Annotated in this window: 22 protein-coding genes and 1 pseudogene; 12 read left to right on the forward strand and 11 right to left on the reverse strand. The window is 67.1% G+C overall.

What is annotated here, in order from left to right; genetic code table 11:
* The first annotated feature begins 13 nt into the window (after positions 1-13).
* From rsmG to EPO52_RS09440, 3 genes are all read left to right on the forward strand, one after another.
* A complete protein-coding gene (gene rsmG, locus EPO52_RS09430; protein ID WP_290806182.1) occupies positions 14-667 on the forward strand; it encodes a 16S rRNA (guanine(527)-N(7))-methyltransferase RsmG in 654 nt (217 codons plus the stop codon).
* Between the two features lie 150 nt (positions 668-817).
* The gene (locus tag EPO52_RS09435; protein ID WP_290805165.1) at positions 818-1,732 is read left to right on the forward strand and encodes a ParA family protein; all 915 of its coding nucleotides are present in this window, start codon (positions 818-820) and stop codon (positions 1,730-1,732) included.
* On the forward strand, positions 1,722-2,705 hold the full coding sequence (locus EPO52_RS09440; RefSeq protein WP_290805168.1) for a ParB/RepB/Spo0J family partition protein: 984 nt from the start codon (positions 1,722-1,724) through the stop codon (positions 2,703-2,705). The genes EPO52_RS09435 and EPO52_RS09440 overlap by 11 nt, the downstream gene beginning before the upstream one ends.
* Before the next feature lie 29 nt (positions 2,706-2,734).
* Here the strand turns inward: EPO52_RS09440 and EPO52_RS09445 are convergent, their stop codons facing one another.
* The 6 genes from EPO52_RS09445 to EPO52_RS09470 form a co-directional block, all read right to left on the reverse strand.
* Positions 2,735-3,697 carry a D-alanine--D-alanine ligase gene (locus EPO52_RS09445; RefSeq protein WP_290805171.1) on the reverse strand — a complete coding sequence of 321 codons (963 nt, stop codon included), beginning with the start codon at positions 3,695-3,697 and terminating at the stop codon, positions 2,735-2,737.
* Between the two features lie 4 nt (positions 3,698-3,701).
* Positions 3,702-5,054: a PLP-dependent aminotransferase family protein gene (locus tag EPO52_RS09450; protein ID WP_290805174.1), complete on the reverse strand. Its 1,353-nt coding sequence runs from the start codon at positions 5,052-5,054 to the stop codon at positions 3,702-3,704.
* A 103-nt stretch (positions 5,055-5,157) separates the two neighbouring features.
* Positions 5,158-5,481 carry a thioredoxin gene (trxA, locus tag EPO52_RS09455; RefSeq protein ID WP_290805177.1) on the reverse strand — a complete coding sequence of 108 codons (324 nt, stop codon included), beginning with the start codon at positions 5,479-5,481 and terminating at the stop codon, positions 5,158-5,160.
* Between the two features lie 40 nt (positions 5,482-5,521).
* Positions 5,522-6,487: a thioredoxin-disulfide reductase gene (gene trxB / locus EPO52_RS09460; protein WP_290805180.1), complete on the reverse strand. Its 966-nt coding sequence runs from the start codon at positions 6,485-6,487 to the stop codon at positions 5,522-5,524.
* A gap of 125 nt (positions 6,488-6,612) precedes the next feature.
* Positions 6,613-8,229 (reverse strand): murein biosynthesis integral membrane protein MurJ, encoded by a 1,617-nt coding sequence (gene murJ / locus EPO52_RS09465; protein WP_290805183.1) that lies wholly within the window; start codon positions 8,227-8,229, stop codon positions 6,613-6,615.
* Positions 8,226-10,673 carry a DUF6049 family protein gene (locus EPO52_RS09470; protein WP_363339861.1) on the reverse strand — a complete coding sequence of 816 codons (2,448 nt, stop codon included), beginning with the start codon at positions 10,671-10,673 and terminating at the stop codon, positions 8,226-8,228. Before EPO52_RS09470 ends, murJ begins: the two co-directional genes overlap by 4 nt.
* Here EPO52_RS09470 and EPO52_RS09475 point away from each other — a divergent pair.
* Complete coding sequence (locus EPO52_RS09475) at positions 10,595-12,025, forward strand: CCA tRNA nucleotidyltransferase (protein ID WP_290805188.1); 1,431 nt, start codon at positions 10,595-10,597, stop codon at positions 12,023-12,025. The genes EPO52_RS09470 and EPO52_RS09475 overlap by 79 nt on opposite strands.
* 101 nt (positions 12,026-12,126) lie before the next feature.
* Here the strand turns inward: EPO52_RS09475 and EPO52_RS09480 are convergent, their stop codons facing one another.
* The 3 genes from EPO52_RS09480 to EPO52_RS09490 form a co-directional block, all read right to left on the reverse strand.
* Positions 12,127-13,203 carry an inositol-3-phosphate synthase gene (locus EPO52_RS09480; protein WP_290805190.1) on the reverse strand — a complete coding sequence of 359 codons (1,077 nt, stop codon included), beginning with the start codon at positions 13,201-13,203 and terminating at the stop codon, positions 12,127-12,129.
* Positions 13,204-13,268: 65 nt separating this feature from the next.
* Entirely contained in the window at positions 13,269-14,012 is a 744-nt protein-coding gene (locus EPO52_RS09485) for a PIG-L family deacetylase (RefSeq protein ID WP_290805193.1), read from the reverse strand.
* A 9-nt stretch (positions 14,013-14,021) separates the two neighbouring features.
* Positions 14,022-15,200 (reverse strand): glycosyltransferase, encoded by a 1,179-nt coding sequence (locus EPO52_RS09490; protein WP_290805196.1) that lies wholly within the window; start codon positions 15,198-15,200, stop codon positions 14,022-14,024.
* 128 nt (positions 15,201-15,328) lie between these two features.
* Between EPO52_RS09490 and rpsF the strand changes: the two are divergent.
* The 5 genes and pseudogenes from rpsF to dnaB form a co-directional block, all read left to right on the forward strand.
* Positions 15,329-15,679, forward strand: a pseudogene (gene rpsF / locus EPO52_RS09495) (30S ribosomal protein S6); the annotation flags it as partial.
* A 162-nt stretch (positions 15,680-15,841) separates the two neighbouring features.
* Positions 15,842-16,366: a single-stranded DNA-binding protein gene (locus tag EPO52_RS09500; protein WP_290805201.1), complete on the forward strand. Its 525-nt coding sequence runs from the start codon at positions 15,842-15,844 to the stop codon at positions 16,364-16,366.
* A gap of 34 nt (positions 16,367-16,400) precedes the next feature.
* A complete protein-coding gene (gene rpsR / locus EPO52_RS09505; RefSeq protein WP_022895757.1) occupies positions 16,401-16,664 on the forward strand; it encodes a 30S ribosomal protein S18 in 264 nt (87 codons plus the stop codon).
* Between the two features lie 11 nt (positions 16,665-16,675).
* Positions 16,676-17,128, forward strand: coding sequence for a 50S ribosomal protein L9 (gene rplI / locus EPO52_RS09510; RefSeq protein WP_290805218.1), 453 nt, complete (start codon positions 16,676-16,678; stop codon positions 17,126-17,128).
* Between the two features lie 330 nt (positions 17,129-17,458).
* A complete protein-coding gene (gene dnaB, locus EPO52_RS09515; protein WP_290805221.1) occupies positions 17,459-18,844 on the forward strand; it encodes a replicative DNA helicase in 1,386 nt (461 codons plus the stop codon).
* Between the two features lie 201 nt (positions 18,845-19,045).
* Here dnaB and EPO52_RS09520 read toward each other — a convergent pair whose 3' ends face one another.
* Positions 19,046-19,555, reverse strand: a complete 510-nt coding sequence (locus EPO52_RS09520) for a MarR family transcriptional regulator (protein WP_290805223.1) — start codon at positions 19,553-19,555, stop codon at positions 19,046-19,048.
* Positions 19,556-19,621: 66 nt separating this feature from the next.
* On the opposite strand from EPO52_RS09520, the gene EPO52_RS09525 reads away from it, so the two are divergent.
* From EPO52_RS09525 to EPO52_RS09535, 3 genes are read left to right on the forward strand one after another with little or no spacing between them, the layout of a single operon-like run.
* A complete protein-coding gene (locus EPO52_RS09525) occupies positions 19,622-21,772 on the forward strand; it encodes an MMPL family transporter (protein ID WP_290805226.1) in 2,151 nt (716 codons plus the stop codon).
* 37 nt (positions 21,773-21,809) lie between these two features.
* Positions 21,810-22,406, forward strand: coding sequence for a hypothetical protein (locus EPO52_RS09530; protein ID WP_290805229.1), 597 nt, complete (start codon positions 21,810-21,812; stop codon positions 22,404-22,406).
* A complete protein-coding gene (locus EPO52_RS09535) occupies positions 22,403-22,672 on the forward strand; it encodes a hypothetical protein (RefSeq protein ID WP_290805232.1) in 270 nt (89 codons plus the stop codon). The genes EPO52_RS09530 and EPO52_RS09535 overlap by 4 nt, the downstream gene beginning before the upstream one ends.
* 46 nt (positions 22,673-22,718) lie before the next feature.
* On the opposite strand, the gene purB is transcribed toward EPO52_RS09535, so the two are convergent.
* Positions 22,719-24,113: an adenylosuccinate lyase gene (purB, locus tag EPO52_RS09540; protein ID WP_290805235.1), complete on the reverse strand. Its 1,395-nt coding sequence runs from the start codon at positions 24,111-24,113 to the stop codon at positions 22,719-22,721.
* Positions 24,114-24,133: the final 20 nt, after the last annotated feature.

Below are 24,133 nucleotides of genomic sequence, written 5' to 3' on the forward strand. Positions count from 1 at the left end.
GAACGTCTCAAAGCTGGCCAAGGCGGATGTTTCACGTGAAACATCCGCCCCCGAGTCAGAACCCTCCATTGCAGCGGAGCTCTTCGGCGATCGCCTTCCACTTGCGCGGGCCTACACGGCGGATCTCCTCCGACGTGGTGAAGAGCTCGGGCTCATCGGTCCACTTGAGCCTCCGCGTATTTGGACGAGGCACATCATCAACTGTGCGCTTGTCGCTCCCCTACTACGTCCGGGTCAGGTCGGCGATGTCGGAAGTGGCGCAGGTTTGCCCGGGATCGTCTTGGCCATCGCTCGTCCCGACGTCGACTTCGTGCTGATCGAGCCGATGGAGCGCCGTGTCGCCTGGCTCACCGAGCAGGTGACCATCCTCGATCTCGACAACGTCACCGTGGTGCGCGCTCGAGCCGAGGACTACCGCGAAGCGGTGAAGTTCGATCAGCTCACCGCGAGAGCCGTGAGCGCGTTCTCGAAGTTGATCCCTCTGTGCACTCCCCTGCTTGCGTCCGGGGGCGAGATGGTGCTGATGAAGGGCGCGGGAGCCGAGCGCGAAATCGCCGCCGCTGAGAAGGCCATACGCAAGTTCCGCCTCCGTGATGTGCGCGTGCAGGAGCTCGGCATCGGACTCGATGTGGAACCAACCCGGGTGATCCGGGCCACGACTTCATGACGAAGGGGGGTTTCTCAGTTCAATCGTTGTCCACACCTACTCGAGTGGCCCCGCGTTTGTCAGTGAGGTTCGATACGATCGGAGACGTCCGTTCGGGCTCCCCGCTCCCCCATGTTTCACGTGAAACATACCGACAGGATTTTGAGAAGAATGACCAGTGATGCAACCGCTTTTGATGCGTCTACTCCGCTGGCCCGGGAACTAGCAGACCTCTCGCAACGCAAGCGCCAGCTGGCCCTGCGCGCCTATCCACTCCCTTCATCACCTCGAGTTCTGACAGTCGCGAACCAGAAGGGTGGCGTGGGGAAGACGACCACCACCGTCAACCTCGCCGCGGCCCTCGCACGTGAAGGTGCGCGCGTACTCGTGGTCGACCTGGACCCCCAAGGCAACGCATCGACAGCACTGGGCGTGGACCATCGGGGTGAGACTCCTAGTGTCTATGACGCATTGATCCACGACCAGCCGATGGATGACATCGTGCAGCAGAGCCCGGAGTCACCGAACCTGTTCTGCTTGCCGGCCACGATTCATCTCGCGGGTGCGGAGATCGAACTGGTTCCGATGGTGGCGCGAGAGCAGCGACTCCGCGGGAGCTTGGATCGCTTCCTCGCGGCCATGGCCGAGGCGGGAAGACCGTTCCACTATGTCTTCATCGACTGTCCCCCATCGCTGGGGCTTCTTACGATCAACGCTTTCGTCGCAGCCCGCGAGGTGCTCATCCCGATTCAGTGCGAGTACTACGCACTCGAGGGGCTGAGTCAGCTGCTCAGCAACATCAGCCTGATCGAGAAGCATCTCAACCCGAGTCTCGCGGTTTCGACGATTCTGCTCACGATGTATGACGGGCGCACCCGACTCGCTTCGCAGGTGGCGGATGACGTACGCTCGCACTTTCCAGCCGAAACGCTGTCGGCGGTCATTCCCCGGTCGGTTCGCATCTCCGAAGCGCCGAGCTACGGGCAGACGGTCATCAGTTTCGATCCGGGTTCCCCCGGCTCCGTCTCCTATCTGGAAGCGGCGGCAGAAATAGCAGAACGAGGAGCACCACAGCGTGGCAACTAAGAAGCGAACTGGACTCGGTCGTGGCATCGGCGCCTTAATCCCGACAGAAGAGCCCCGCGTTGAGGGTGCCCGCCCCGTAGACGTGTTCTTCGATGCCCCACGGCAGAGCACGGATCTTGTCGCCGTGCCCGGTGCCCGGCTGGCCCAGCTGGACCCCCAAACAATCGTGCCGAACGCGAAGCAGCCTCGTAGCGTGTTCGATCCTGCGGATCTGGCGGAGTTGGTGCATTCGATCAAGGAGATCGGCGTACTTCAGCCGATCGTTGTGCGCGAGCTTCCCAAGCCTGAAGCTGGCCAACCGCAACTGTACGAGCTCGTCATGGGTGAACGACGTCTTCGTGCCACGAAGGAGGCGGGACTCGACACCATCCCCGCCGTCGTGAAGGACACGGCCGATGAAGACATGCTGCGGGATGCGCTGCTCGAGAACCTGCACCGCTCGCAGCTGAACCCTCTTGAAGAGGCATCGGCGTACCAGCAGTTGCTCGAAGACTTCGGGATCACCCAGGAGCAGCTCGCTGAGCGGATCGGACGGTCGCGTCCTCAGATCACGAACACGCTGCGCCTTCTGCGCCTTCCTCCCGCAGTGCAGAACCGGGTCGCATCCGGAGTGCTCAGCGCGGGCCACGCACGTGCAGTTCTCGCCGTGGGGGACGTCGAGGCGATGACGAAGCTCGCCGACAAGATCGTGAACGAGGACCTGTCGGTGCGCGCGGCGGAAGCTCTTGCGTCGTCGGCGCCGAAGCAGACGCGGGCCAAGACCACTGCGGGCAACAAGCGTGGGCATCTCGATGAGATCGGTGAACGACTGGGTGATCGGTTGAACACGCGCGTTCGGGTGAGCCTCGGCCGAGCGAAGGGTCAGATCGTGATCGACTTCGCGACCATTGAAGATCTCAATCGCATCCTCGGCGAGCTGGGAGAGGACGGCTTCGGCGCCAAGCCGACGTCACGAGGCCCACGTTTCACGTGAAACATCCCAGGTTCTGAGAAGGAACGCCCTCAGGCAGACTCGGCGATCGCCACTTCACTGAGCTTCTCGTAGACAGAGCCCAGCGAGAAACCGGCCGCCAGGATCGCCTGCGGCACCATCGAGGTCTCGGTGAGGCCCGGCAGCACATTGGCTTCAAGGAACCACGGGACGCCTGCCTCGTCGATGATGAGGTCGATACGCGAGATGTGGCGCAATCCCAGGGTGTTGTAGATCTGCAGAGCAACGTTCTGGGCGGCCACGGCGACATCGTCGCTGAGTCGAGCGGGTGTGTAGAAGCTGGTCTCGCCGGCGTTGTAGCGCGCCTCATAGCTGTAGACGCCGGACCGCGGCTCGATCTCCACCACGGGGAGCGCGAACGCACCCTCTCCCAGGTCGATGATTCCAACCGACACCTCGACACCACGCACGCGCTGCTCGATCAAAGCGACTTCGCCATACGTATAAGCATCGACCACGGCGCGAGGGAGATCATCGCCGGACTCGATGACACCGACGCCCAGAGCCGAGCCACCCATCGCCGGCTTCACCACGAGGTCAGAGCCGAGGGACTCCAGCACGCGTGCGAGTACCTGCGTTGCACCGAGCTCGCGGAACGTATCGCGGGGGAGGGTGACCCAGCGCGGGGTGGAGAGCCCGGCACGCTCCACGAGCACCTTCGACGTCGGCTTCTGCCATGCCAGCCGCGCCGCTTTGCCTTGCGAACCGACGTACGCGATGCCGAGCATGTCGAGAAGTGACCTGAGGGCTCCGTCCTCTCCGGAGGCGCCATGCAACGCCGGCCACACCACGTCGGGCCGGCTCTCGTCGAGGAACTCGAGCAGTGTTGCATCCGGATCGCGCACGACCACGGTGTGGCCGCGCTGGGTGAGCGCATCTGCCACCCGGCGACCAGAGCGGAGCGACACATCGCGCTCGTGCGAGATTCCGCCGGCAAGGACCACGACGGTGCGGGGAGTGGTGTCTTCGCTCATGAACTCAATCCAGGTTGGGAGGGGGTGCCGAATAGCTGCGGTCGCGCACGGTGTGCAGCGGACCGGTTGCCGCAAAGGTCTCGAGGAGGTCGATCTCGCCGTTGATCACATTCTGCAGGCGCCGGATGCCGGTGCGGATCGCATCCGGCGTCGGGTAACAGAACGAGAGCCGGATGTTGTTGCCGCCACTGCCGTCGGCGTAGAAGGCCGTACCGGGGGTGTATGCCACAAGTTCCTTGACCGCACGTGGCAGCATCTGCTTCGAGTTCAGATACGGCGGAAGGGTGAGCCAGACATAGAACCCGCCCTGCGGATCCGTCCAGGAGAGGTTAGGGAGATATTCGGTTAAAGCCCCGATCATCGCCTCTTTTCGCTCCCGGTAGACGCCACGGAAGCGGTCGACCTGAGCCCGCCAGTCGATCGTGTCGAGATACTCCGAGACGACGAGCTGGCTGAACGAGCTGGGCGAAAGCACCGCGGCTTCGTTCGCGAGGATGAGCTTCTCACGGATGGCGTGCGGTGCCAGCGCCCAGCCGACTCGGAAGCCGGGAGCCAGCGTCTTCGAGAAGGTACCGAGGTAGATGACACCTTCATCTTCGACCGAGCGGAGGGCGGGTGGCGGTGGTGCGTCGAAGTGGAGCAGACCGTACGGGTTGTCTTCCAGGACCAGGATCCCGTTGTCCCGGGCGATCTGCAGGATCTCGACGCGGCGTTCCCAGGTGAGGGTCACCCCGGCGGGGTTCTGGAACGACGGGATCGTGTAGAGGAACTTGATGCGCCGGCCATCCGCCTTCAATCGGGCGATGTTCTCGCGCAGCGACTCGGGCACCATGCCGTGCTCATCCATGGCCACGTGATGGGTCTCGGCCTGGAAGGAGCGGAAGATGACGATCGCCGTGACATAACTGGGGCCTTCGGCCAGCACGACATCACCAGGGTCGAGGAACAGTTTCGACACCAGCTCGAGTGCGTGCTGCGATCCAGTGGTGACCACGACGTCGTCGGCGCTCGCCTTGATGCCCTCCATGGCCATCACGTCGAGGATCTGCTCGCGCAGCTTGGGCACGCCCTGACCGGATCCGTACTGCAGGGCGACAGACCCCTGTTCCCGCATGACGCGGTTCATCGAGTCGATCACCAGCTCCTGAGGGAGCGCCGACACCGCCGGCATGCCCCCGGCGAGCGACACGACCTCGGGGCGCGAGGCCACGGCGAAGAGAGCGCGCACCTCGGATGCGGCGAGACCTGCTGTACGGGCGGCGTAGCTCGAGTACCAGGGGTCAAGGTTGTTGCCTGACTGCTGCAGGGGATTCTGACTGCTCACTGAGGTACTTCCCGACGTCGACCGAAATTCCATCGTATGACATGCAAAAGTGGCCCGACGCACGAATGCGGCGGGCCACCTGTGGAGAACTGGCCGGAAGGCCGGTTCGGGTCACGCGCGGCGACCCGGTGATGACTCAGATGAACGCCGCCAGGTCGGCCTCGAGGGCCGCCTTCGGCTTGGCGCCGATGATGGTCTTCACGACCTCGCCGCCCTTGTAGACCTTGAGTGCCGGGATCGAGGTGATCTGGTACTTCATGGCGGTCTGCGGGTTGTCGTCGACATTCAGCTTGACGATCTCGATCTTGTCGCCGTGCTCATCTGCGATCTGGTCGAGGATGGGCGCGACGGCGCGACAGGGGCCGCACCACTCGGCCCAGAAGTCGACCAGGATGGTCTTCTCGGAGTCGAGCACGTCGGCCTGGAAGGTGGCGTCGGAGACGGCCTTGGCGTTGGACATGATTCCTTCTTTCGTGAGGTAGTCGTTCAGCAAGCGGCGACTAGGAGGCCGAGACGAGGGTCTCGGCTGCTTCGGCGGCGGCCTGGTCTAGTGCTGCAAGAAACTGCTCGGCGTCGAGCGCGGCCACTGTTCCGGATGCGGCCGCGGTGACGGCCTGCCGGTAGTGGGGGTCGATGACATCACCCGCAGCGAAGACGCCGGGGAGGTTGGTCTTCGATGAGCGGCCGTCGACGGCGATGGTGCCTTCGGCGGTGAGCTCGAGCTGGCCGTGCACCAGGTGCACGCGAGGGTCGTTGCCGATCGCCACGAAGAGGCCTTGAACAGGAAGCTCGGACTCGCTGCCATCGACCGTGTTGCGGAGGCTGAGACCCTCGACCGCGTTCTCGCCCGCGATGCCGACGACCTCGGAGTTCCACACGAACTCGATCTTCTCGTTCGTGAACGCCCGCTCCTGCATGATCTTCGAGGCACGCAGGGTGTCTTTGCGGTGCACCACGTACACCTTCTCGGCGAAGCGGGTGAGGAACGTGGCCTCCTCCATCGCGGAGTCTCCACCGCCGACCACGGCGATGGTCTTGGTCTTGAAGAAGAAGCCATCACAGGTCGCACACCAGGAGACGCCGCGGCCCGAGAGCCGCTCCTCGTCGTGGATTCCGAGCTTGCGGTAGGCGGATCCGGTGGCGAAGATCACTGAGCGGGCCTCGAAGGTGCCGCTGTACCCGGTTTCGACCGACTTCACGTCGCCGGAGAGGTGCACGGCGGTGACATCGTCGAGGATGACCTCGGTGCCGAACTTCTCGGCCTGCTCCTGCAGCTTGATCATGAGCTCCGGGCCCTGGATGCCCTCGGGGAAGCCGGGGAAGTTCTCGACCTCGGTGGTGTTCATGAGTTCGCCGCCGGCCTCGACGCTCGAAGCGAGGAGAAGGGGCTTCAGGCCGGCACGGGCGGCGTAGATCGCCGCCGTGAAGCCGGCAGGGCCCGATCCGATGATGATGATCTCGCGCATGTCGTTCTACTCCTGAGGGTGGTCGCGGGCACACGAGCAGTGCGCCCACTGACCGTTACAACACATCCTAACCACGGAGTATTCCAGTGCCGCGAGGCGCTCAGCCGCCGTGCAGGCCCGGAATTCTAGCGGCCGAGACGGGCACGCACAGGGGCGAGCGCATCCTTCAGTTCCGGTGACCGGATGAGGTACAGAGCACCCAGGTACACCACCAGCATCACGACGCCGATGATCGCCATCGACACGAGTGGGCCGACGAAGCCGGTGACGGCGAAATCCGCACCGAACACAGAACCGATGCCGATCAGCACGCCCCACCCGGCCAAGCCCGTGGGGATGGCGGCCACCAGGTATCGCGCGAAGCTCACGATCACACGGCGCCCTCCCACGCCGCCCAGTCGACGACGCACGAGGACAGCGGCCACCAGGGTCTGGATGCCCGTGGCGAACGACAGCGCCAGACCGAGTCCGACAGCGATCCACTCGGCCGGCAGAAGTGCACAGCCGAGCGCGAGCGCGGTGAAGATCACAGCCTGCAGCACCTGCAGGAAGAACGGGGTCTTCGTGTTGCTGAGGGAGTAGAACACCCGCTGAAGCACGAACAGCACACTGAACGGGATGAGGCCCACGAGGAACGCGATCAGCACATTGCCCATCTCCGCCGATTGCGCCGCCGTGTCGGTGAAGAGACTGGAGAAGGGATACGCCACCACCGTGAGCACGACCATGCCGAGCACCATGAAGAGCGCGGTCACGCGGATGGCCGCAGAGACATCCCCCCTCAGCTCGGTGATCTCGCCCCGGTTGGCGTGCCCGCTCATCTTGGTGAAGTAGGCCGTGACGATCGACACGGTCACGAGGGAGTGCGGCAGGATGAAGATGAGCCAGGCGTACTGGATGGCCGCGGTCGATGCGCCGTTCCCCGACGCGATCGAGGCCACCATCGTCTCCACGAGGCCGGCGGCCTGGGTGACCAGGAGCATGCCGAAGGTCCACCCCGCCAGCCGGCCGGCCGCGCCGAGTCCGACGCCGCGCCAGGCGAAATCGGGGCGGTAGCGGATGCCGGCTCGCCTCCAGAAGGCGAAGAGGATCATCGCCTGGGCGGCCACGGCGAGCGTGGTGAACCCGCCGAGGAGCGCGATCTTGTCGGGGCTCCAGTCGGTGACGAGCCGCTCGCCGTTCGGGTCGACGCCGAACATCACCATGAAGATCACGAGGCCGATGATCGAGACGATGTTGTTGACCACCGGCGCCCAGGTGAACGGACCGAACACGCCCTTCGCGTTGAGCACCTCGCCGAGCACGGTGTAGAGGCCGTAGAAGAAGATCTGCGGGAGGCACCAATAGGCGAAGGCGATGCCGAGAGCGCGCTGTTCACCGCTCCAGCTCGGCGCCGAGATGGCCACGAGCACCGGCGCGAGAAGAGTGGCCACGAGGGTGCTGCCGCCCAGGATCACCATGGCGATGGTGAGCAGTTTGTTGATGTAGCCCTTGCCGCCGTCGGAGTGCAGGGTGGCGCGCACGATCTGCGGCACGAGCACGGCACTCAGGGTGCCGCCCGCGATGATGGCGTAGATGTTGTTCGGCAGCTGGTTCGCCACGGCGAACGCGTCGGCGCTCGCACTGCTGACGCTACCGATGGTCTGCGCGAGGATGATGGCGCGCACGAAGCCCATGACCCGGGAGACGATGGTGCCCGAGGCGAGGAAGGCGCTGGCGCGACCGATGCTGGTGCTGGTCACTGAGGGGGGCTCTCATCCGTCGTCGTACCGTCGGTATGGGTATGGGTATCGGTATCGGTATCGGTATCGTCCTGGGTCGCGCTCGCCGCCGTGGTGCGCGCCTTGCGCCTGCGCAGGATGAGCCGCAGCACGCCGATACCGAACACCACGACGATGACGAGGGCGATGATCACGGTTCCCCAGGTCTCCCAGTCGGCGCTCACGTTCACGATCACGGGCGAAGGCGTCGAGACGAGCACCCCGGAGGGGCTGAGCAACTGGAAGCTGAGGGTCACCGATCCGTTGGCCACCGCGGTCACCGGGATCTGGGCACCCTTGCGCGATCCCGCCTCGATGGTGATCGGTTCGTCGTTCGTGTCGATCAGCAGGCGGCCGTTCGAGGGCGTGACGTGCACGATCACGGTCACGGGATAGGGCAGCTCATTGCTGATGGTGACGGGGAGAGGTGCCTGGTTCGACAGCAGATTGATGTTCGATCCCTCGACGATCTGCACCGACGCGAGCACCTTCTGGTCGTCCGTGACCGAGGCCTGGGCGGCCACACTCCACCCGCCCTCGTTCGACACCCAGCTGTTCGACAGCAGCGCGAGCAGGTCGGCACGGTGCTCGCCCGTCAGCACCTGGGGGTCTGAGAGCACGGAGGAGAAGGCATCGACGCTCTGCTCAGAGCCCAGCAGCGTGCGGATCTGGGCCACTCGCTGCTCGTCTTCGGTGGCGTCGGTGAGCGTCACGGTCTGCGTGGGAGTCGTGGCGAGGAGGTCGTCGAGAGTGCCGGTGGTCGACCAGGAGCGCGACTGGATGACCGACAGGGCGTCGTCGATGCTCGACAGGTTCATCGCGCTCCTGTCGAGTACGGCGAGGGTCTGCGAGGGCGCCGCACCTGCCGTGTCGTCGCTCTGCGCCGCACCGGCGGCCACCGCCAGCGAGCCGGCCAGCTGCGAGAGGGCCTCGCCCTTGCGGGTCTCCGAGGTGGCCGACACCGAGTCCTGCAGGGCCTGGGAGACCCCGTGATCGGCCACGAGCACTCGCTGGTCGCCCACGAGCGCCGTGGCGTCGAGGTCGGCCGTGCCACCGGCCGTGGCCGCGGGGGCGGTGACCTGGGAGGAGTCGACGATGGTGGTGGTGAGTCCGGATGCGGCGAAGAAGGGCAGATCGGCCGTGCTCGCCGCTCCCGAGCGGGGCCAGGCGACCGCGGTGCTCGTGTAGTCCCAGCTGAGCAGCTGCTCGAGGGTGGGGACACCGGCGGGAGTGGGCGAGGGCGTGGGGGTCGCCGCATCCGTCGCTCCGGCCGGTTCGATGATCTGACTCACGTTCACGAAGTTCGCCGCCTTGAGGGCGTAGGCGAGGGAGGTGGGCTGCAGCACCGACGCGGCGCCGGCCTGACGCTCGCCCGAGATGTCGGAATCGCCGTAGGTGAGCGGGATGATGGGGTTCGGAGCCGCATCGAGGCGCTCGAGCCAGGCGACCGCCGAGGCGGGTGCAGTGGAACCGAGCGCCCGGATCGACGCGATGATGCGGGGGTCGACCGCGATCGTGACCGGGCGCCCGAACACGGCATCCAGTTCGCGGGTGAGCACTCCGGTGTCGCTCGTGAAGGCCTCGAGGGCGGCGGACTGGATGAGTCCGGTAGAACTCGCCACGCTCGTGATGGGTGCGATCACCGTGACCGATGTGGCGGCCGGAGCGGTCGATGCCCCGTCGCTCCAGACGATCGTGCTCGCCGTGCTCGCCACAGTCGTGCCTCCGGCGGTGACTTGCGCGCGGAGCGGGTACACGCCCCAGCCGTCGTCGAAGAGGGAGGGATCGATCTGGGCGGCGGGAACCGTGATCTGCAGCAGGTGCGAGGAGGTCGGCCCCACGGCGGGCGAGGTGGCAGTGGCGACCGTGTCGACCGTGGTCGTGGCGGCTGAGCTCCCATCGATCCACGCGTCGAACTCGGTCGAGGTGGTGAGGGCGTCGCGGCCGAGGGCGATCTCGACGGTGCCGTCGGACAGGGCATCAGACCCGGGATTCGAGATCTCGACGGTCAGCACGAGATCGGCACCCGCGGTCGCGGTGCCGTTGTCTGCCGAGGAGACGGCGATCGCGACTCCACCGGAGGCGGAATCCGCCGCGGCCACGTCGACGGAACTGCTCGCGGGCGCTGCGCCGAAGGCTGCGCCCGGGGTCGCGAAGAGTGCACCGGCGATCAACGCGCTTACAGCGATCGCGGGCGCAACTCGAGACAATCGACGCGCGGAGGATTTCATACGGTGGCGGGCCGGCACTCGGGAGAGCGCGCAGCCACCTTGCGATTCTAGGAGAAGCGGACTGGGAGATCCGGGAACCGCGGGGGCCAGCCGGGCGACGCCGCTAAAATGAGGCGGTGCAGTCGGTTCAGCGGTCTTTGGAATTCCTGGCGCAGCTCGCCGCCTCAGAGCCGGTGGCGACGCTGGCGCGAGCATTCGCCGATGCCGGCCACGAACTCGCCCTCGTCGGCGGCCCGGTTCGCGACGCGTTCCTCGGTCGGGCCATCACCGACCTCGACTTCACCACGGATGCCTCACCCGACGAGATCCTGGCCATCGTCACTCCCATCTCCCGCACCCAGTGGGACGTGGGCCGGGCATTCGGCACGATCGCCGCTCTGATCGAGGGCGAGACCGTGGAGATCACCACTTACCGCTCCGACCAGTACGACCACACCACCCGCAAGCCCGCTGTGGAGTTCGGCGACACCCTGGAAGGCGACCTCGGCCGCCGCGACTTCACGGTCAACGCCATGGCATTGCGCCTGCCCGAACTCGTGCTCGTCGACCCCTCGCACGGCATGGACGACCTCATCGCCGGCGTGCTGCGCACCCCCGGCACCCCCGAGGTGTCGTTCGGCGACGATCCGCTCCGGATGCTCCGCGCCATCCGCTTCAGCGCCCAGCTCGGTTTCACGGTGGCCGCCGATGTCGCCATCGCCATCTCCGAGATGCGCGACTCCATCGGCATCATCTCGATCGAGCGCGTCAACGACGAACTCTCGAAGCTGCTGAAGACGGATGCGCCCCGGCTCGGCATCGAACTGCTCGTCGAGAGCGGCCTGGCCGAACTGGTCATCCCCGAGATCCCGGCGCTGCAGCTCGAATCCGATGAGCACCACCACCACAAGGACGTCTACCAGCACAGCCTCACGGTGCTCGACCAGGCGATCGATCTCGAGAAGTCGCGCCATCCGGGAACCCCGCCCGACCTCGTCCTGCGACTCGCGGCCCTGCTGCACGACATCGGCAAACCGGCGACGAAGCGCAACGAGCCGGGCGGCCAGGTGTCGTTCCACCACCACGACGTGGTGGGATCGAAGCTGGCCCGCAAGCGGCTGCGCGCGCTGCGGTTCGACAACGACACCATCGCCGCGGTGTCACGGTTGATCGAGCTGCACCTGCGCTTCTTCGGCTACTCCGAGGGTGTCTGGACCGACTCGGCGGTGCGGCGCTACGTGCGCGATGCCGGCGAGCAGCTGGAGCGCCTGCACATCCTCACCCGGGCCGATGTCACGACGCGCAACCGGCGCAAGGCCGATCAGCTCTCGTTCGCCTACGACGATCTCGAAGACCGCATCGCGACGCTCGCCGCCCAGGAGGAGATCGACTCGGTGCGGCCCGATCTCGACGGTGAGCAGATCATGCAGATCCTCGGCATCGGGCCCGGACGCGAGGTGGGCGCGGCGCGCGCGTTCCTGCTCGAGTTGCGGCTCGACGAAGGCCCGCTCCCCGAGGAGGAGGCCACGGACCGCCTCCGCGAGTGGTGGGCCACCCGCCACATCTGACACCCCTCCGGAGACGACGGAGTCTCGGCTCGGATAGCGCCAACGACGGACTTTCGCTCCGTCGTTGGCGTGAAGGTCCGTCGATCGCGTTGCGCGGCGTGTCAGCGGGGGCTGTTGGCGGCGATGAACTCTTCGAGGTGGGCGCGGGCCACGTCGTCGGGCAGCTGCACGGGCGGCGACTTCATGAAGTAGGCGCTCGCCGACTCCACGGGGCCGCCGAGCCCGGCATCCAAGGCGATCTTCGCGGCGCGCACGGCGTCGATGATCACGCCGGCCGAGTTGGGCGAGTCCCACACCTCGAGCTTGTACTCGATGCTCATGGGCGCGCCGCCGAATCCGTGGCCCTCGAGGCGCACGAAGGCGAACTTGCGGTCGTTCAGCCACGGCACGTGATCGCTCGGGCCGATGTGCACGTCGCGCGCATCCAGGTCGACGTCGATGTTCGACGTCACCGACTGGGTCTTCGAGATCTTCTTCGAGTCGAGGCGCTTGCGCTCCAGCATGTTCTTGAAGTCCATGTTGCCGCCCACGTTCAGCTGGTAGGTGTGGTCGAGCGTGATCCCGCGGCTCTCCATCAAGCGTGCCAGGACCCGGTGCGTGATGGTGGCCCCCACCTGGCTCTTGATGTCGTCGCCGACGATCGGCAGGCCCGCGGCACGGAATTTCTCGGCCCATACCGGGTCGGACGCGATGAACACCGGGATGGCGTTCACGTAGGCGATGCCCGCGTCGAGAGCGGCCTGCGCGTAGAAGCGCACAGCCTCCTCCGAGCCCACAGGCAGGTAGCCCACGAGAACCTCGGCACCGCTCGCCTTGAGCGCGGCGACCACGTCGACGGGCTCCGCGGGCGACTCGTCGATCATCTCGACGTAGTACTCACCGAGCCCGTCGAGGGTGGGGCCGCGCTGCACCGTGACGCCGGTGGGCGCGACATCCGCGAACTTCAGGGTGTTGTTCTCGCTGGCCCAGATCGCGTCGGCCAGGTCGGCGCCCACCTTGGCGGCGTCGACGTCGAAGGCGGCCACGAACTCGAGATCGCCCACGTGGTGCGGGCCGAACCGCACGTGCATGAGGCCGGGCACGTCCTCGGTCTCATCCGCATCCTTGTAGTACGTGACGCCCTGGATGAGGGAGTTCGCGCAGTTGCCGACTCCAGCGATGGCGACCTTGATGCTCATGCGGCCTAGCTCTCTTCAATTCGTTGTCAAAACTCAACGATTCTATCGGTCGATCGCGGGCCGGCTCAGTGCAGGCGCCGATAGCTCTCGACGACGGCCACCGGATGTGTCTGACCCCCGCTGAGGGTGAAGGTGGCGGTGCCGTCTGCCGCGGGAGCCACGGTGAGCTGCGTGGCGTGGGCGGCCATCGCGGCGAGCTTGACGGCGAACTGGGGGGCGCTGAGGTGCACGGAGATGATCTCGCCGTCCGCGGCGGCGGAGGCGCCGACCCGGGGCTCCACGATCGCGAAGTACGGCAGACCCCTGCGCCGGGCCGCCTCGAGACCGGCCTCGTGCATCCGCACGTGATCGGGGTGTCCGTAGCCGCCGAGCGCGTCGTAGCCGATGACGGATGTGGGATGCTCGGGCAGTTCGGCGAGCAGGGCGCCGATCACCTCGTCGAGCGGAGCCAGGCTCAGGGCATCGGCCGGAGCATCCGCCGCGGCCTCGGCGAGACCTGCCTCCCCCCACTGCATTCCCGAATCGGCATAGACCCGCGGGCCGAGGAACGCGTGGGTGACCGGAGCCAGGGCACTCATCGCCGCCGCGAGCTCGTGCACGCGGTGCGGCCCGAGCGCATCGGTGCCCTCGAGGTGATGCAACTCGCCGGGTACGACCTCGCCGCGCTCGCCGCGCGTGCCGGTGACGATGGTCACGGCCGCCCCCGCCTCGACCAGGGCGGCGATGGTGCCCCCCGTCGAGATCGACTCGTCGTCGGGATGCGCGTGCACGAAGACGGGAGCGGTACCGAACACAGCAATCGACTCCATGGCGGAACCCTACCGGCCGAGCAGGTGGTCGTAGTGCCCGCGCAGATCGGCAGCCGCAGCGGCCCAGGATCGGGCGGCGCCGAACGCGGCGGCCGAAGCCGAGAGTGTGGCGAGACCGTGCGGGTCACTCAGCAGGCTCCGGATGACCCGCGCCCAGGTCTCCGGGTCACGCCCCTCGATCAGCACTCCGCTCACCCCGTCGCTCACCGCCTCGGCCAGGCCCCCGGCCCGGCCGGCCACCACCGGCGTGCCGCTCGCAGCGGCCTCGAGCGCTACGAGGCCGAAGGTCTCGGAGTGCGAGGGAACCAGAAGGAGAGAGGCTGCGCGCAGCAGCGCAGCGGTCGCCTCCCGGGACTGCGCGGGAAGGAACTCCAGGTCGCCGGGCCGCAGGAGCTCGGTCGCCAGGCGGTGCAGAGAGGCCGCGTACGCGTCGTGACCCGGGCTCGCGCCGCCTGCCACCACGAGCATCGGCCGCTCTGCCGCCGGGATGCGCGCGAGCGCGGTGATCGCCAGGTCGATCCCCTTGAGCGGCTGGATGCGGGCGAGCACCAGCACGAACGGCCGGGCACGGGTGACGACTGAACCGTCGGGATGGAAGAGGGAGGTGTCGACGCCGGGTGGCACCACGGTCACGGCCTCGAGGCCCGCATCCGTCGCCTCCACGATCGCGTTGCGCTCCGCCTGCGTGGCGGCCACGGTGAGCGCCGACGCCCGCACGAGCATCCGTTCACCCTCGATCCGCGCCGCGGGCTCGGCGCTGTCGCCCGGTGCGAGGCGTGCGTTCTTGAGGGCGCCGAGGGTGTGCAGGCTCAGAACGTGCGGTGCCCCCCACGCGTCGGCGACGGGCAGTGCCGCCAGACCGGAGAGCCAGTAATGGGAGTGCACCACGTCGAAGCGGGGCAGCTGAGACATCGCCCGCCCGAACTCCGGCGCGAGGTCGGTGAGCCGGCCCTTCGGCACGGCACCCACCGGCCCTGCCGGGAGGGCCCGGACGGGAACACCGCCCGGGGTGCGGGCATCCGGATGCTCGCCCCCCACCGCCCGGGTGAGCAACTCCACCTCCACCCCGGATGCCGCCAGCGCCTCCGCGAGGCCGACCAGATACACGTTCATCCCGCCGGCATCGCCCGACCCCGGCTGCTCGAGCGGCGAGGTGTGCAGCGAGACGAGAGCGACACGGGTGTTCACACCCTCATTCTGGTACGCTAGGGAAGTTGTCCTGCACCCAGTGGAATTCTCTACGCGGATGCGGACAGATGCATAACCCTCCTGTCACAGATCGTCTGTGGCCGTTCTAGTCCGAAGGAGGTGGGTTTGTGACGCATCAGTACGAACTCATGGTCATCCTCGATCCCGAGATCGATGAGCGCACCGTGGCCCCGAGTCTCGACAAGTTCCTCAACGTCATCCGCAACGATGGTGGCACCGTGGACAAGGTCGACATCTGGGGTCGCCGTCGCCTGGCTTACGAGATCAACAAGAAGACCGAAGGCATCTACGCCGTGGTGAGCCTCACCGCGAACTCCGACGCCACTGTCGAGCTCGACCGTCAGCTGAAGCTCTCCGAAGCCGTCATGCGCACCAAGGTGCTGCGTGCCGAGGAGGCCATCGCCCAGGTCGCCACCGCTGCGAAGCTCGCCGAGGAGAAGGCCGCCCGCAAGGCCGCCAACCCCAAGGCTGCTGCTGCTCCGGCAGGTGCCGCCTCCGCTGCCGCTCCGGCCGCTGCCGTCAAGGCCGCCGCGTCGAAGCCGGCTGCCAAGGCCGAGCCCGCCGCTGCCGCGCCTGCAGCTCCTGCTGCTGCCAAGGCCGAGGCCGGCGAGTAGTCCGTCATGGCCGGCGAAACCGTAATCACCGTGGTGGGCAACCTCACCGCTGATCCCGAGCTGCGCTACACGCAGAACGGGCTGGCGGTCGCGAACTTCACGATCGCGTCGACCCCCCGCACGTTCGACCGCGCGTCGAACGACTGGAAAGACGGCGAGGCGCTGTTCCTCCGCGCGAGCGTGTGGCGTGAATTCGCCGAGCACGTCGCCGGATCGCTCACGAAGGGCAGCCGTGTCGTCGCGACCGGTCGTCTGCGTCAGCGCTCCTACGAGACGAAAGAGGGCGAGAAGCGCACCTCGATCGAGCTCGAGGTCGACGAGATCGGTCCCTCGCTCCGCTACGCGACCGCTCAGGTCACCCGTGCCACCTCCGGTGGTGCGGGCGGTGGCGGCGGTTCGTTCGGTGGCAACCGGGGCGGCCAGCCGGCCGTCGACGAGCCGTGGGCCGCATCCGCGCCTTCCTCCTCCGGTGGTGCCGGTGGCGACGTCTGGAACACTCCGGGCAGCTACGCCGACGACACTCCCTTCTAAACTTCTCTTCTTTCACGAACAGGACTCATAAACCATGGCTGGAAAGTCAAGCGGCGACCGCCGCAAGCCGCTCCGCGGCGCCAAGGGTGCGAAGAACGCCGCACCCGCGAAGTCGATCCGCGTCGGCGTCATCGACTACAAAGACGTCGCGACCCTTCGCAAGTTCATCTCGGAGCGCGGAAAGATCCGCGCCCGCCGTATCACGGGAGTCTCCGTCCAGGAGCAGCGCCTCATCGCCCGTGCCGTCAAGAACGCCCGTGAAATGGCGCTTCTGCCCTACGCCGGCTCTGGCCGTTAAGGAGTAGCACCATGTCGAAAATCATCCTCACCCACGAGGTGACCGGTCTGGGTACCCCCGGCGACGTCGTCGAGGTCAAGAACGGCTTCGCCCGTAACTACCTCATCCCCAAGGGCTTTGCCGTGACGTGGAGCCGTGGTGGCGAGAAGCAGGTCGAGCAGATCAAGGCTGCCCGCGACGCTCGCGCCCTCGCGACCATCGAAGAGGCCCAGCACCTCAAGCAGACGCTCGAGAACGCCACCGTGAAGCTCACGGTCAAGGCGGGCCAGGGCGGACGCCTGTTCGGCTCCGTGAAGACCGCCGACATCGCTGACGCGGTGGCCGCGGCCGGCATCGGCTCGCTCGACAAGCGCAAGATCGAGATCCCCAACGCCATCAAGCTGACGGGCACCCACGAGGCCACCGTGCGCCTTCGTGACGACATCTCGGCCACCATCACCCTTCAGGTGGTTGCGGCTAAATAGTCACTCCGACAAGGGGTGTCAAGGGCTTTCGGGCTCCTGACACCCCTTTTTGGTGCCGAGATTTCCCCATATCTGTACACAGGTGAAGTGGGGAAATAGAAGCTTCAAGCAGTGGTCGAAGGATGTCTCCACTCACAGTGTGTGGAAACCTAAAAGTCCTGGTCAAAGGCTCTTTACATCGATTTGCACAGAAGTTATCCCCAAGCCACTCCACAGATTGCCCACATAGCTTCCGGCGTTTCGCCCACATCCTCCACAGCTTTATCCACAAGATGATTTGTGAGTGTCGGACGTTGCCGCTTTGCTGGGTCCACCACCTAAGGAGAACACGTGTCGATCGCCCATCTCGGCCTCGCAGGAGAGCAGCGCGATGAGCCGCGCCAGGGCCAGCCCCGGGCCGGAGACCGCACCCCTCCGCACGATCTGCTGGCCGAGCAGAGCGCTCTCGGCGGCATGCTGCTGAGCAAAGACGCCGTGGCCGATGTGGTCGAGGTCATGCGCTCCGTCGACTTCTACATCCCGAAGCACGAAGTCATCTTCGAGGCCATCCTCAACCTCTACTCGCACGGCGAGCCCACCGACGTCATCGCGGTCACCGACGAACTCACGAAGACGGGCGAGCTCAACCGGGCCGGCGGTGCGGAGTACCTGCACACGCTCACCGGCCTCGTGCCCACCGCGGCGAATGCGGGCTACTACGCCACCATCGTCTCCGAGAAGGCGGTGCTCCGCCGTCTCGTCGAGGCCGGTACCCGCATCGTGCAGATGGGCTACGCGAGCGAGGGTGAGGTCACCGACCTCGTCAACAATGCGCAGGCCGAGATCTACGCCGTGAACGGCGGGGTCGAAGCCGAAGACTACGTGCCGCTCACCGTCGCGGTCTCAGCCGCCATCGACGAGATCGAGGCGGCCGCGGGCAAAGACGGCCAGATGACCGGCGTTCCCACGGGTTTCGCCGACCTCGACAACCTCACCAACGGCTTCCACCCGGGTCAGATGATCATCGTCGCCGCTCGGCCGGCCCTCGGTAAGTCGACTCTCGCGCTCGACTTCTGCCGCGCGGCGTCGATCAAGCACGACATGCCGTCGATCTTCTTCTCGCTCGAGATGGGCCGGTCGGAGATCGCCATGCGACTGCTCTCGGCCGAGGCATCCGTGCCCCTGCAGAGCATGCGCAAGGGCCGCATCGAGGGCCGCGACTGGACGACTCTGGCCTCGACCCGCGGCCGTATCAACGACTCACCGCTCTACATCGACGACAGCCCCAACATGACCTTGGTGGAGATCCGCGCCAAGTGCCGACGGCTGAAGCAGAAGGTGGGCCTGAAGCTCGTGGTCATCGACTACCTGCAGCTCATGACCTCGGGCAAGAAGGTCGAGAGCCGCCAGCAGGAGGTGTCGGAGTTCTCGCGTGCGCTGAAGCTCATGGCGAAGGAGCTGCAGGTGCCGGTCATCGCGCTCTCGCAGCTCAACCGTGGCCCGGAGCAGCGCTCCGACAAGAAGCCCGCCATCAGCGACCTCCGCGAGTCGGGCTCCCTGGAGCAGGATGCCGACATGGTCATCCTGCTGCACCGCGAGGGCGCCTACGAGAAAGACAACCCGCGGGCGGGCGAGGCCGACTTCATCGTGGCCAAGCACCGTAACGGCCCCACCGCCACCATCACCGTCGGCTTCCACGGCCACTTCTCCCGCTTCGCGGACATGCCCCCGGCCTAGCCGGAGGTGCGCCCGCGACCGGGGGCCGCGCGCCGCGCACTGCGGAGATCTGCACATGTGACGCAGACCGGGGGCCATAACGGGCGCGGTTGCGACGACGCTTGCTGGAGTCCGCGGGCTGGGAATGACGGGGTAGGGCGATGAAGACCCGGGTCAGGGGGCTTCGGCGGCACAGACCGCTCGGAGGGGAACCCCTCCGAGTCAGGGGGCTTCGGGGGCCTCGACCGCGGCGCGGTAGACGGCTATCACGTCGGTGAGGAAGCGTTCGACCACGGCGCGCTCGGAGGGCGGCATCCGTTCGGCGACGCCCGCGATGCCGTGGATGACCGGGAGCAGCTCGTCGATCGCGCGGTTGACCGAGGCGCGCGAGGGCACCACGACGATCTTGCGACGGTCGCGATCGTGAGGGTGGCGCTCCACGTGACCGAGCGCCACGAGGCGGTCGACCACGAGGGTGGAGGCGGCCGTGGAGACACCCAGGCGCACGGCCAGTTCGCTCGGGGTGAGCGATCCCTCCTGGATGAGGAACTCCATGGCGGCCAGGTCGGTCGGATTGACCGTGAGCACCCGGCCGAGACGGCGCTCGAATGCCCGGGAGATCGCATCGACCTCGCGCAGCGAGTCGGTGATCGCCGAGATCTGGGGCAACGAGGAGTCGGCCAATTCCTCGCGAGACCACGGGGCCTCATCCGAGTTGCGCGCTTCACTCATGACTGTCATGCTAAACCCATACGTAGCTAAGTTACTTAGCTAAATCCAGATGGTGAGGAGAGTGCCGTGCGATCGATCGCCCGATTCGTCAGCGGACGTGGAACCGCGTGGATCGCCCTCGGCATCGCCGCCATCGCGATCGTGCTGCTCTTCGCGCTTCTTCCCAAAGGCTCGAGCGACGCGTATCCACCCTCAGGCCTGCCCGATTCGAGCGAGGCCGCCCAGGTGTCCGCCTTGCTCAGCGAGTTCCCGTCGGCCGACACCACTGTCGGCATCGTGGTGTTCGACCGCGGCGGCGATGCCCTCACCGAGGCCGACAAGACCGCCATAACGGCCAACGCCGCCACGCTCGCCGAGGGATCGATCGCCCCGCAGGCCGTTGTGCCGCAGTTCAGCGACGACGGCACCGCGGCCCTCGTGGCCGTGCCGCTCGACGCCACCACTGTCGAGAACGACATCGACGGCGCGGCCACCGACCTCCGTACTGCCGCATCCGCCGGACTCCCGGATGGCCTGACGGCGCTGCTCACCGGCCCCGTCGGCTTCCAGGCCGACATCACGAACGCCTTCGCCGGCGCCGACTTCCGGCTGCTGCTCGTGACGGTGATCGTGGTGGCCGTGCTGCTCATCATCACCTACCGCAGCCCCGTGCTCTGGATCGTGCCGCTCGCCGTCGTGGGCCTCGCCGACGGCCTGGCACGCGTCGTGGTGACGGCCCTCGCCGAGCCCCTCGGTATCACCATCGACGCCTCCATCGGCGGCATCCTCTCGGTGCTCGTGTTCGGAGCGGGAACGAACTACGCCCTTCTGCTCGTGGCGCGCTACCGCGAGGAACTGACCCGTGAGCAGAACCGGCACCGCGCCATGCTCACCGCCGTGACGAGCGCCGGACCCGCCATCGCGGCGAGCGGCGGCACGGTGGCGCTCAGCCTGCTCACCCTGCTGCTCGCCCAGCTCGCCGGCAACCGCGCCCTCGGCTTCGCCTGCGCGATCGGCGTGGTGATCGCCATCCTGTTCGCCCTGCTCGTGCTGCCGGCGGCGCTCGTGGTGTGCGGGCGCGGGCTGTTCTGGCCATTCGTGCCGTGCGTGCATCCGGCCGCCCTCGACGAAGGCGGAGTGCACCACGCCGTCGCCAAGCCCGGGGTCTGGATGCGGCTCGGTCGCGCCGTCTCCCGCCGCCCCGCCGCGGTGGCCATCGTCGCCACGATCGGCATCGGCATCCTGGCTCTCGGTCTCACGGGCTACAAGGTGGGCCTCTCCCAGACCGACCAGCTGGTCGGCAACCCCGAGTCGGTGCAGGCTCAGCGGATCGTCGACGACGCGTTCTCGGCCGGCCTCACGGGCCAGACCATCCTGCTGACCCCGGATGCCGCTGTCGCCGATGCGACCAGCGTCGCCGAGGGCGTCGACGGGGTCGAGTCCGTGCGGTCCGGCGAGAGCTCAGGCGGCCTGACACGTCTCGACGCCACCCTCTCCGCCGAACCCGAGAGCGCAGAGGCCTTCGCCACCATCGAGGCCCTCCGCGCGGCCTACGCCGGCGCGGCGGCCCCGGTCTCCGACACCCTCGTGGGCGGAAACGACGCCACCGCCCTCGACACCAACACGGCCGCCGCCGACGATCAAGCCCTCATCATCCCGCTCATCCTCGCGATCGTGTTCCTGATCCTCGCTCTGCTGCTGCGGAGCCTCGTGGCCCCGGTGCTGCTCATCGCGAGCGTTCTGGCCACCTTCTTCGCGAGCCTCGGCGCCTCCAACGTGCTGTTCCAGAACCTGCTCGGCTTCCCCGCGTTCGACTCGAACGTGATCCTGTTCGCCTTCCTCTTCCTGGTGGCACTGGGAGTCGACTACAACATCTTCCTCACCACCCGAGCGCGGGAGGAGTCGGTCGTGCACGGCACGCGCGAGGGCATGGTGCGCGCGCTCTCGTCGACGGGAGGCGTGATCACCAGCGCCGGCATCCTGCTCGCCGCCGTGTTCGCGGTACTCGGGGTGCTGCCCGTCGTGGCGCTCACCCAGATCGGGGTGATCGTCTGCATCGGCGTGCTGCTCGACACCCTCGTGGTGCGCACCGTGCTGGTACCCGCCCTCGTGTTCCTCACCGGCGACCGCTTCTGGTGGCCGTCCCATCCCGTGCGGAAGGCCACGGATGCCCCGGATGCCGGGCTGAGCGGGCCGTCCGCCGGGGCACACGCGAGGCACTCAGCCGGAGCGCAATAAACTAAAGGCAGTTCGACACGGAAACGAGGCCCCTGGAGTGAGCGACTCACCCCGCACCGCTGTGCGGTCGCCCTATTGGGGTGTGCCGACCGCGCGGGCGATCCCCTTCGTGATCACGGCGTTGATCGTCACCTTCTCGTCGAACCACTCCGCGCAGCTCGGGCTGCTCTCCTATGGGCTGTTCGCGATCGTGACGGGCGTGATCGTGGGTGTGCTGTCGTGGCGCACGATCACCGAGCGGTCGGTGCGCATCCTGTTCCTCGTGCAGGGCATCGTGAGCGTCGCGCTCGGAGTGCTCGCGCTCGGCTTCAACACCGGTGGGCTCGGCTTCCTGCTCTTCTGCGCCACCATGAACGCCGCCATCGCCGGGTTCCTCGAGCTCTACGCCGGGCTCCGCACCACCAAGAACCCCGCCTCGCGCGACTGGATCGTGGTGGGGGGCCTCACTGTGGTGTTCGCCCTGGTTCTCATCTTCTTCCCGACCGACCCCGTGTTCGTGGTCGGCATGTTCGGCGCGTACTGCGCCATCGTGGGCCTGTTCCTCCTCATCGCCGGGCTGTCGCTCCGGTGGGGGACACAGGAGTCACTCACCTCCCGCGCTGCGCCGGCTCCACGCAGTGGAAAGGCATCGTGAACCAACCCTCGAAGCGCGACCGGCTGAAGCCGGTCGAACTGCTCGTTCTCTCCGGCATCCTGTCGCTGTTCGTCGGGCTGACGGTGCTTCTCAGCACCCGCGACCCGATCCTCGCCGCCATCTTCTTCGGCGTGGCCTTCATCGTGGTGCTGGTGGTGATGGCGATGTTCTCGCTCTCCATCAAGCCGAACGACGCCGAGCAGCACGAGATCGACGACAACGGTCACGACGGCACCGGCGACGAGCAGCGGCCGCTCGGCCACTGACCCGGCACATGCGCGGCGCCGGGTCTCCGGCGACCGCCCGTGCGCGCTACTCGTCCGTGGGCAGGATGTGGTCGACCAGCTCCGACGCCAGCCCGGTATAGCCCGCAGGCGTGAGCGCCACGAGTCGCGCCTTCGCCTCGGCCCCGATGTCGAGCCCCTCGACGAACGCGATGAGGTCGGCCTGGCCGATGCGACGGCCGCGGGTGAGCTCCTTCAGCAGGGCGTACGGGTCGGCGATCGACGAGCGGCCGGCCGTGACCTCGGCGCGCACCACCGTCTGGATGGCCTCGCCGAGTACCTCCCAGTTCGCGTCGAGATCGGCGGCCAGCGCGTCGGTGTTGAGCGAGATCTGCCCGAGACCGCCCCGGATGTTGTCGAGCGCGAGCAGCGAGTGCCCGAGGGCCACGCCCACGTTGCGCTGGGTGGTCGAATCCGTGAGATCGCGCTGCAGGCGCGAGGTGACGAGGGTGGCGGCGAGCGAGTCGAGCAGCGCGCTCGAGAGCTCGAGGTTGGCCTCGGCGTTCTCGAAGCGGATCGGGTTGATCTTATGCGGCATGGTCGATGAGCCGGTGGCGCCCGCCACGGGGATCTGCGTGAAGTAGCCCATCGAGATGTAGGTCCAGACATCCGTGCACAGGTTGTGCAGGATGCGGTTGGCGTGGCTGATGCGGGCGTAGAGCTCGGCCTGCCAGTCGTGCGACTCGATCTGGGTGGTGAGCGGGTTCCACTCGAGGCCGAGCGACGTGACGAAGCCGCGCGAGATGGCCTGCCAGTCGGCGGCCGGGTCGGCCACGAGATCGGCGGCGAAGGTTCCGGTGGCACCCGAGAACTTGCCGAGGTACTCGGTGCCCTCGATCTGGGCCTTCACGCGCTCGAGGCGGTACACGACCACCGCGAGTTCTTTGCCCATGGTGGTGGGCGTCGCCGGCTGGCCGTGCGTGTGCGCGAGCATGGGGACGTCGCGGTATTCAACGGCCTGGCGACGCAGCTCGTCGATCACGGCCTCGAACGCGGGCATCCAGACATCCGTGACCGCCTGGCGGATGGTGAGGGCGTACGACAGGTTGTTGATGTCTTCGCTCGTGCAGCCGAAGTGGGTGAGCTCGGCGATGTCGTTCAGGCCCAGGTCGGCGAGCTTTCGGCGCACATAGTATTCGACGGCCTTCACATCGTGCTTCGTGGTGGCCTCGAGCGATGCGATCTGGTCGATGTCGTCTTGACCGAATTCCTGGATGACGGAACGGAGGCGCCGCGACAGCTCCGGGTCGATCGGGGAGGAGCCGAACATCGAGTGGTCGGTGAGGTAGAGCAGCCAGTCGATCTCGACGTGCACCCGGGCGCGGTTGAGACCCGCCTCGGAGAGGAATTCGCCGAGGGCCGAGACGGCGGGGCGGTAGCGGCCGTCGAGGGGACTGATGGGCTGAGGGGGCAGAGGAGGCATGAGTGCTTTCGGTGGAGGTG

It is taken from the genome of Herbiconiux sp., assembly GCF_004297105.1.
Taxonomy (GTDB): domain Bacteria; phylum Actinomycetota; class Actinomycetes; order Actinomycetales; family Microbacteriaceae; genus Herbiconiux.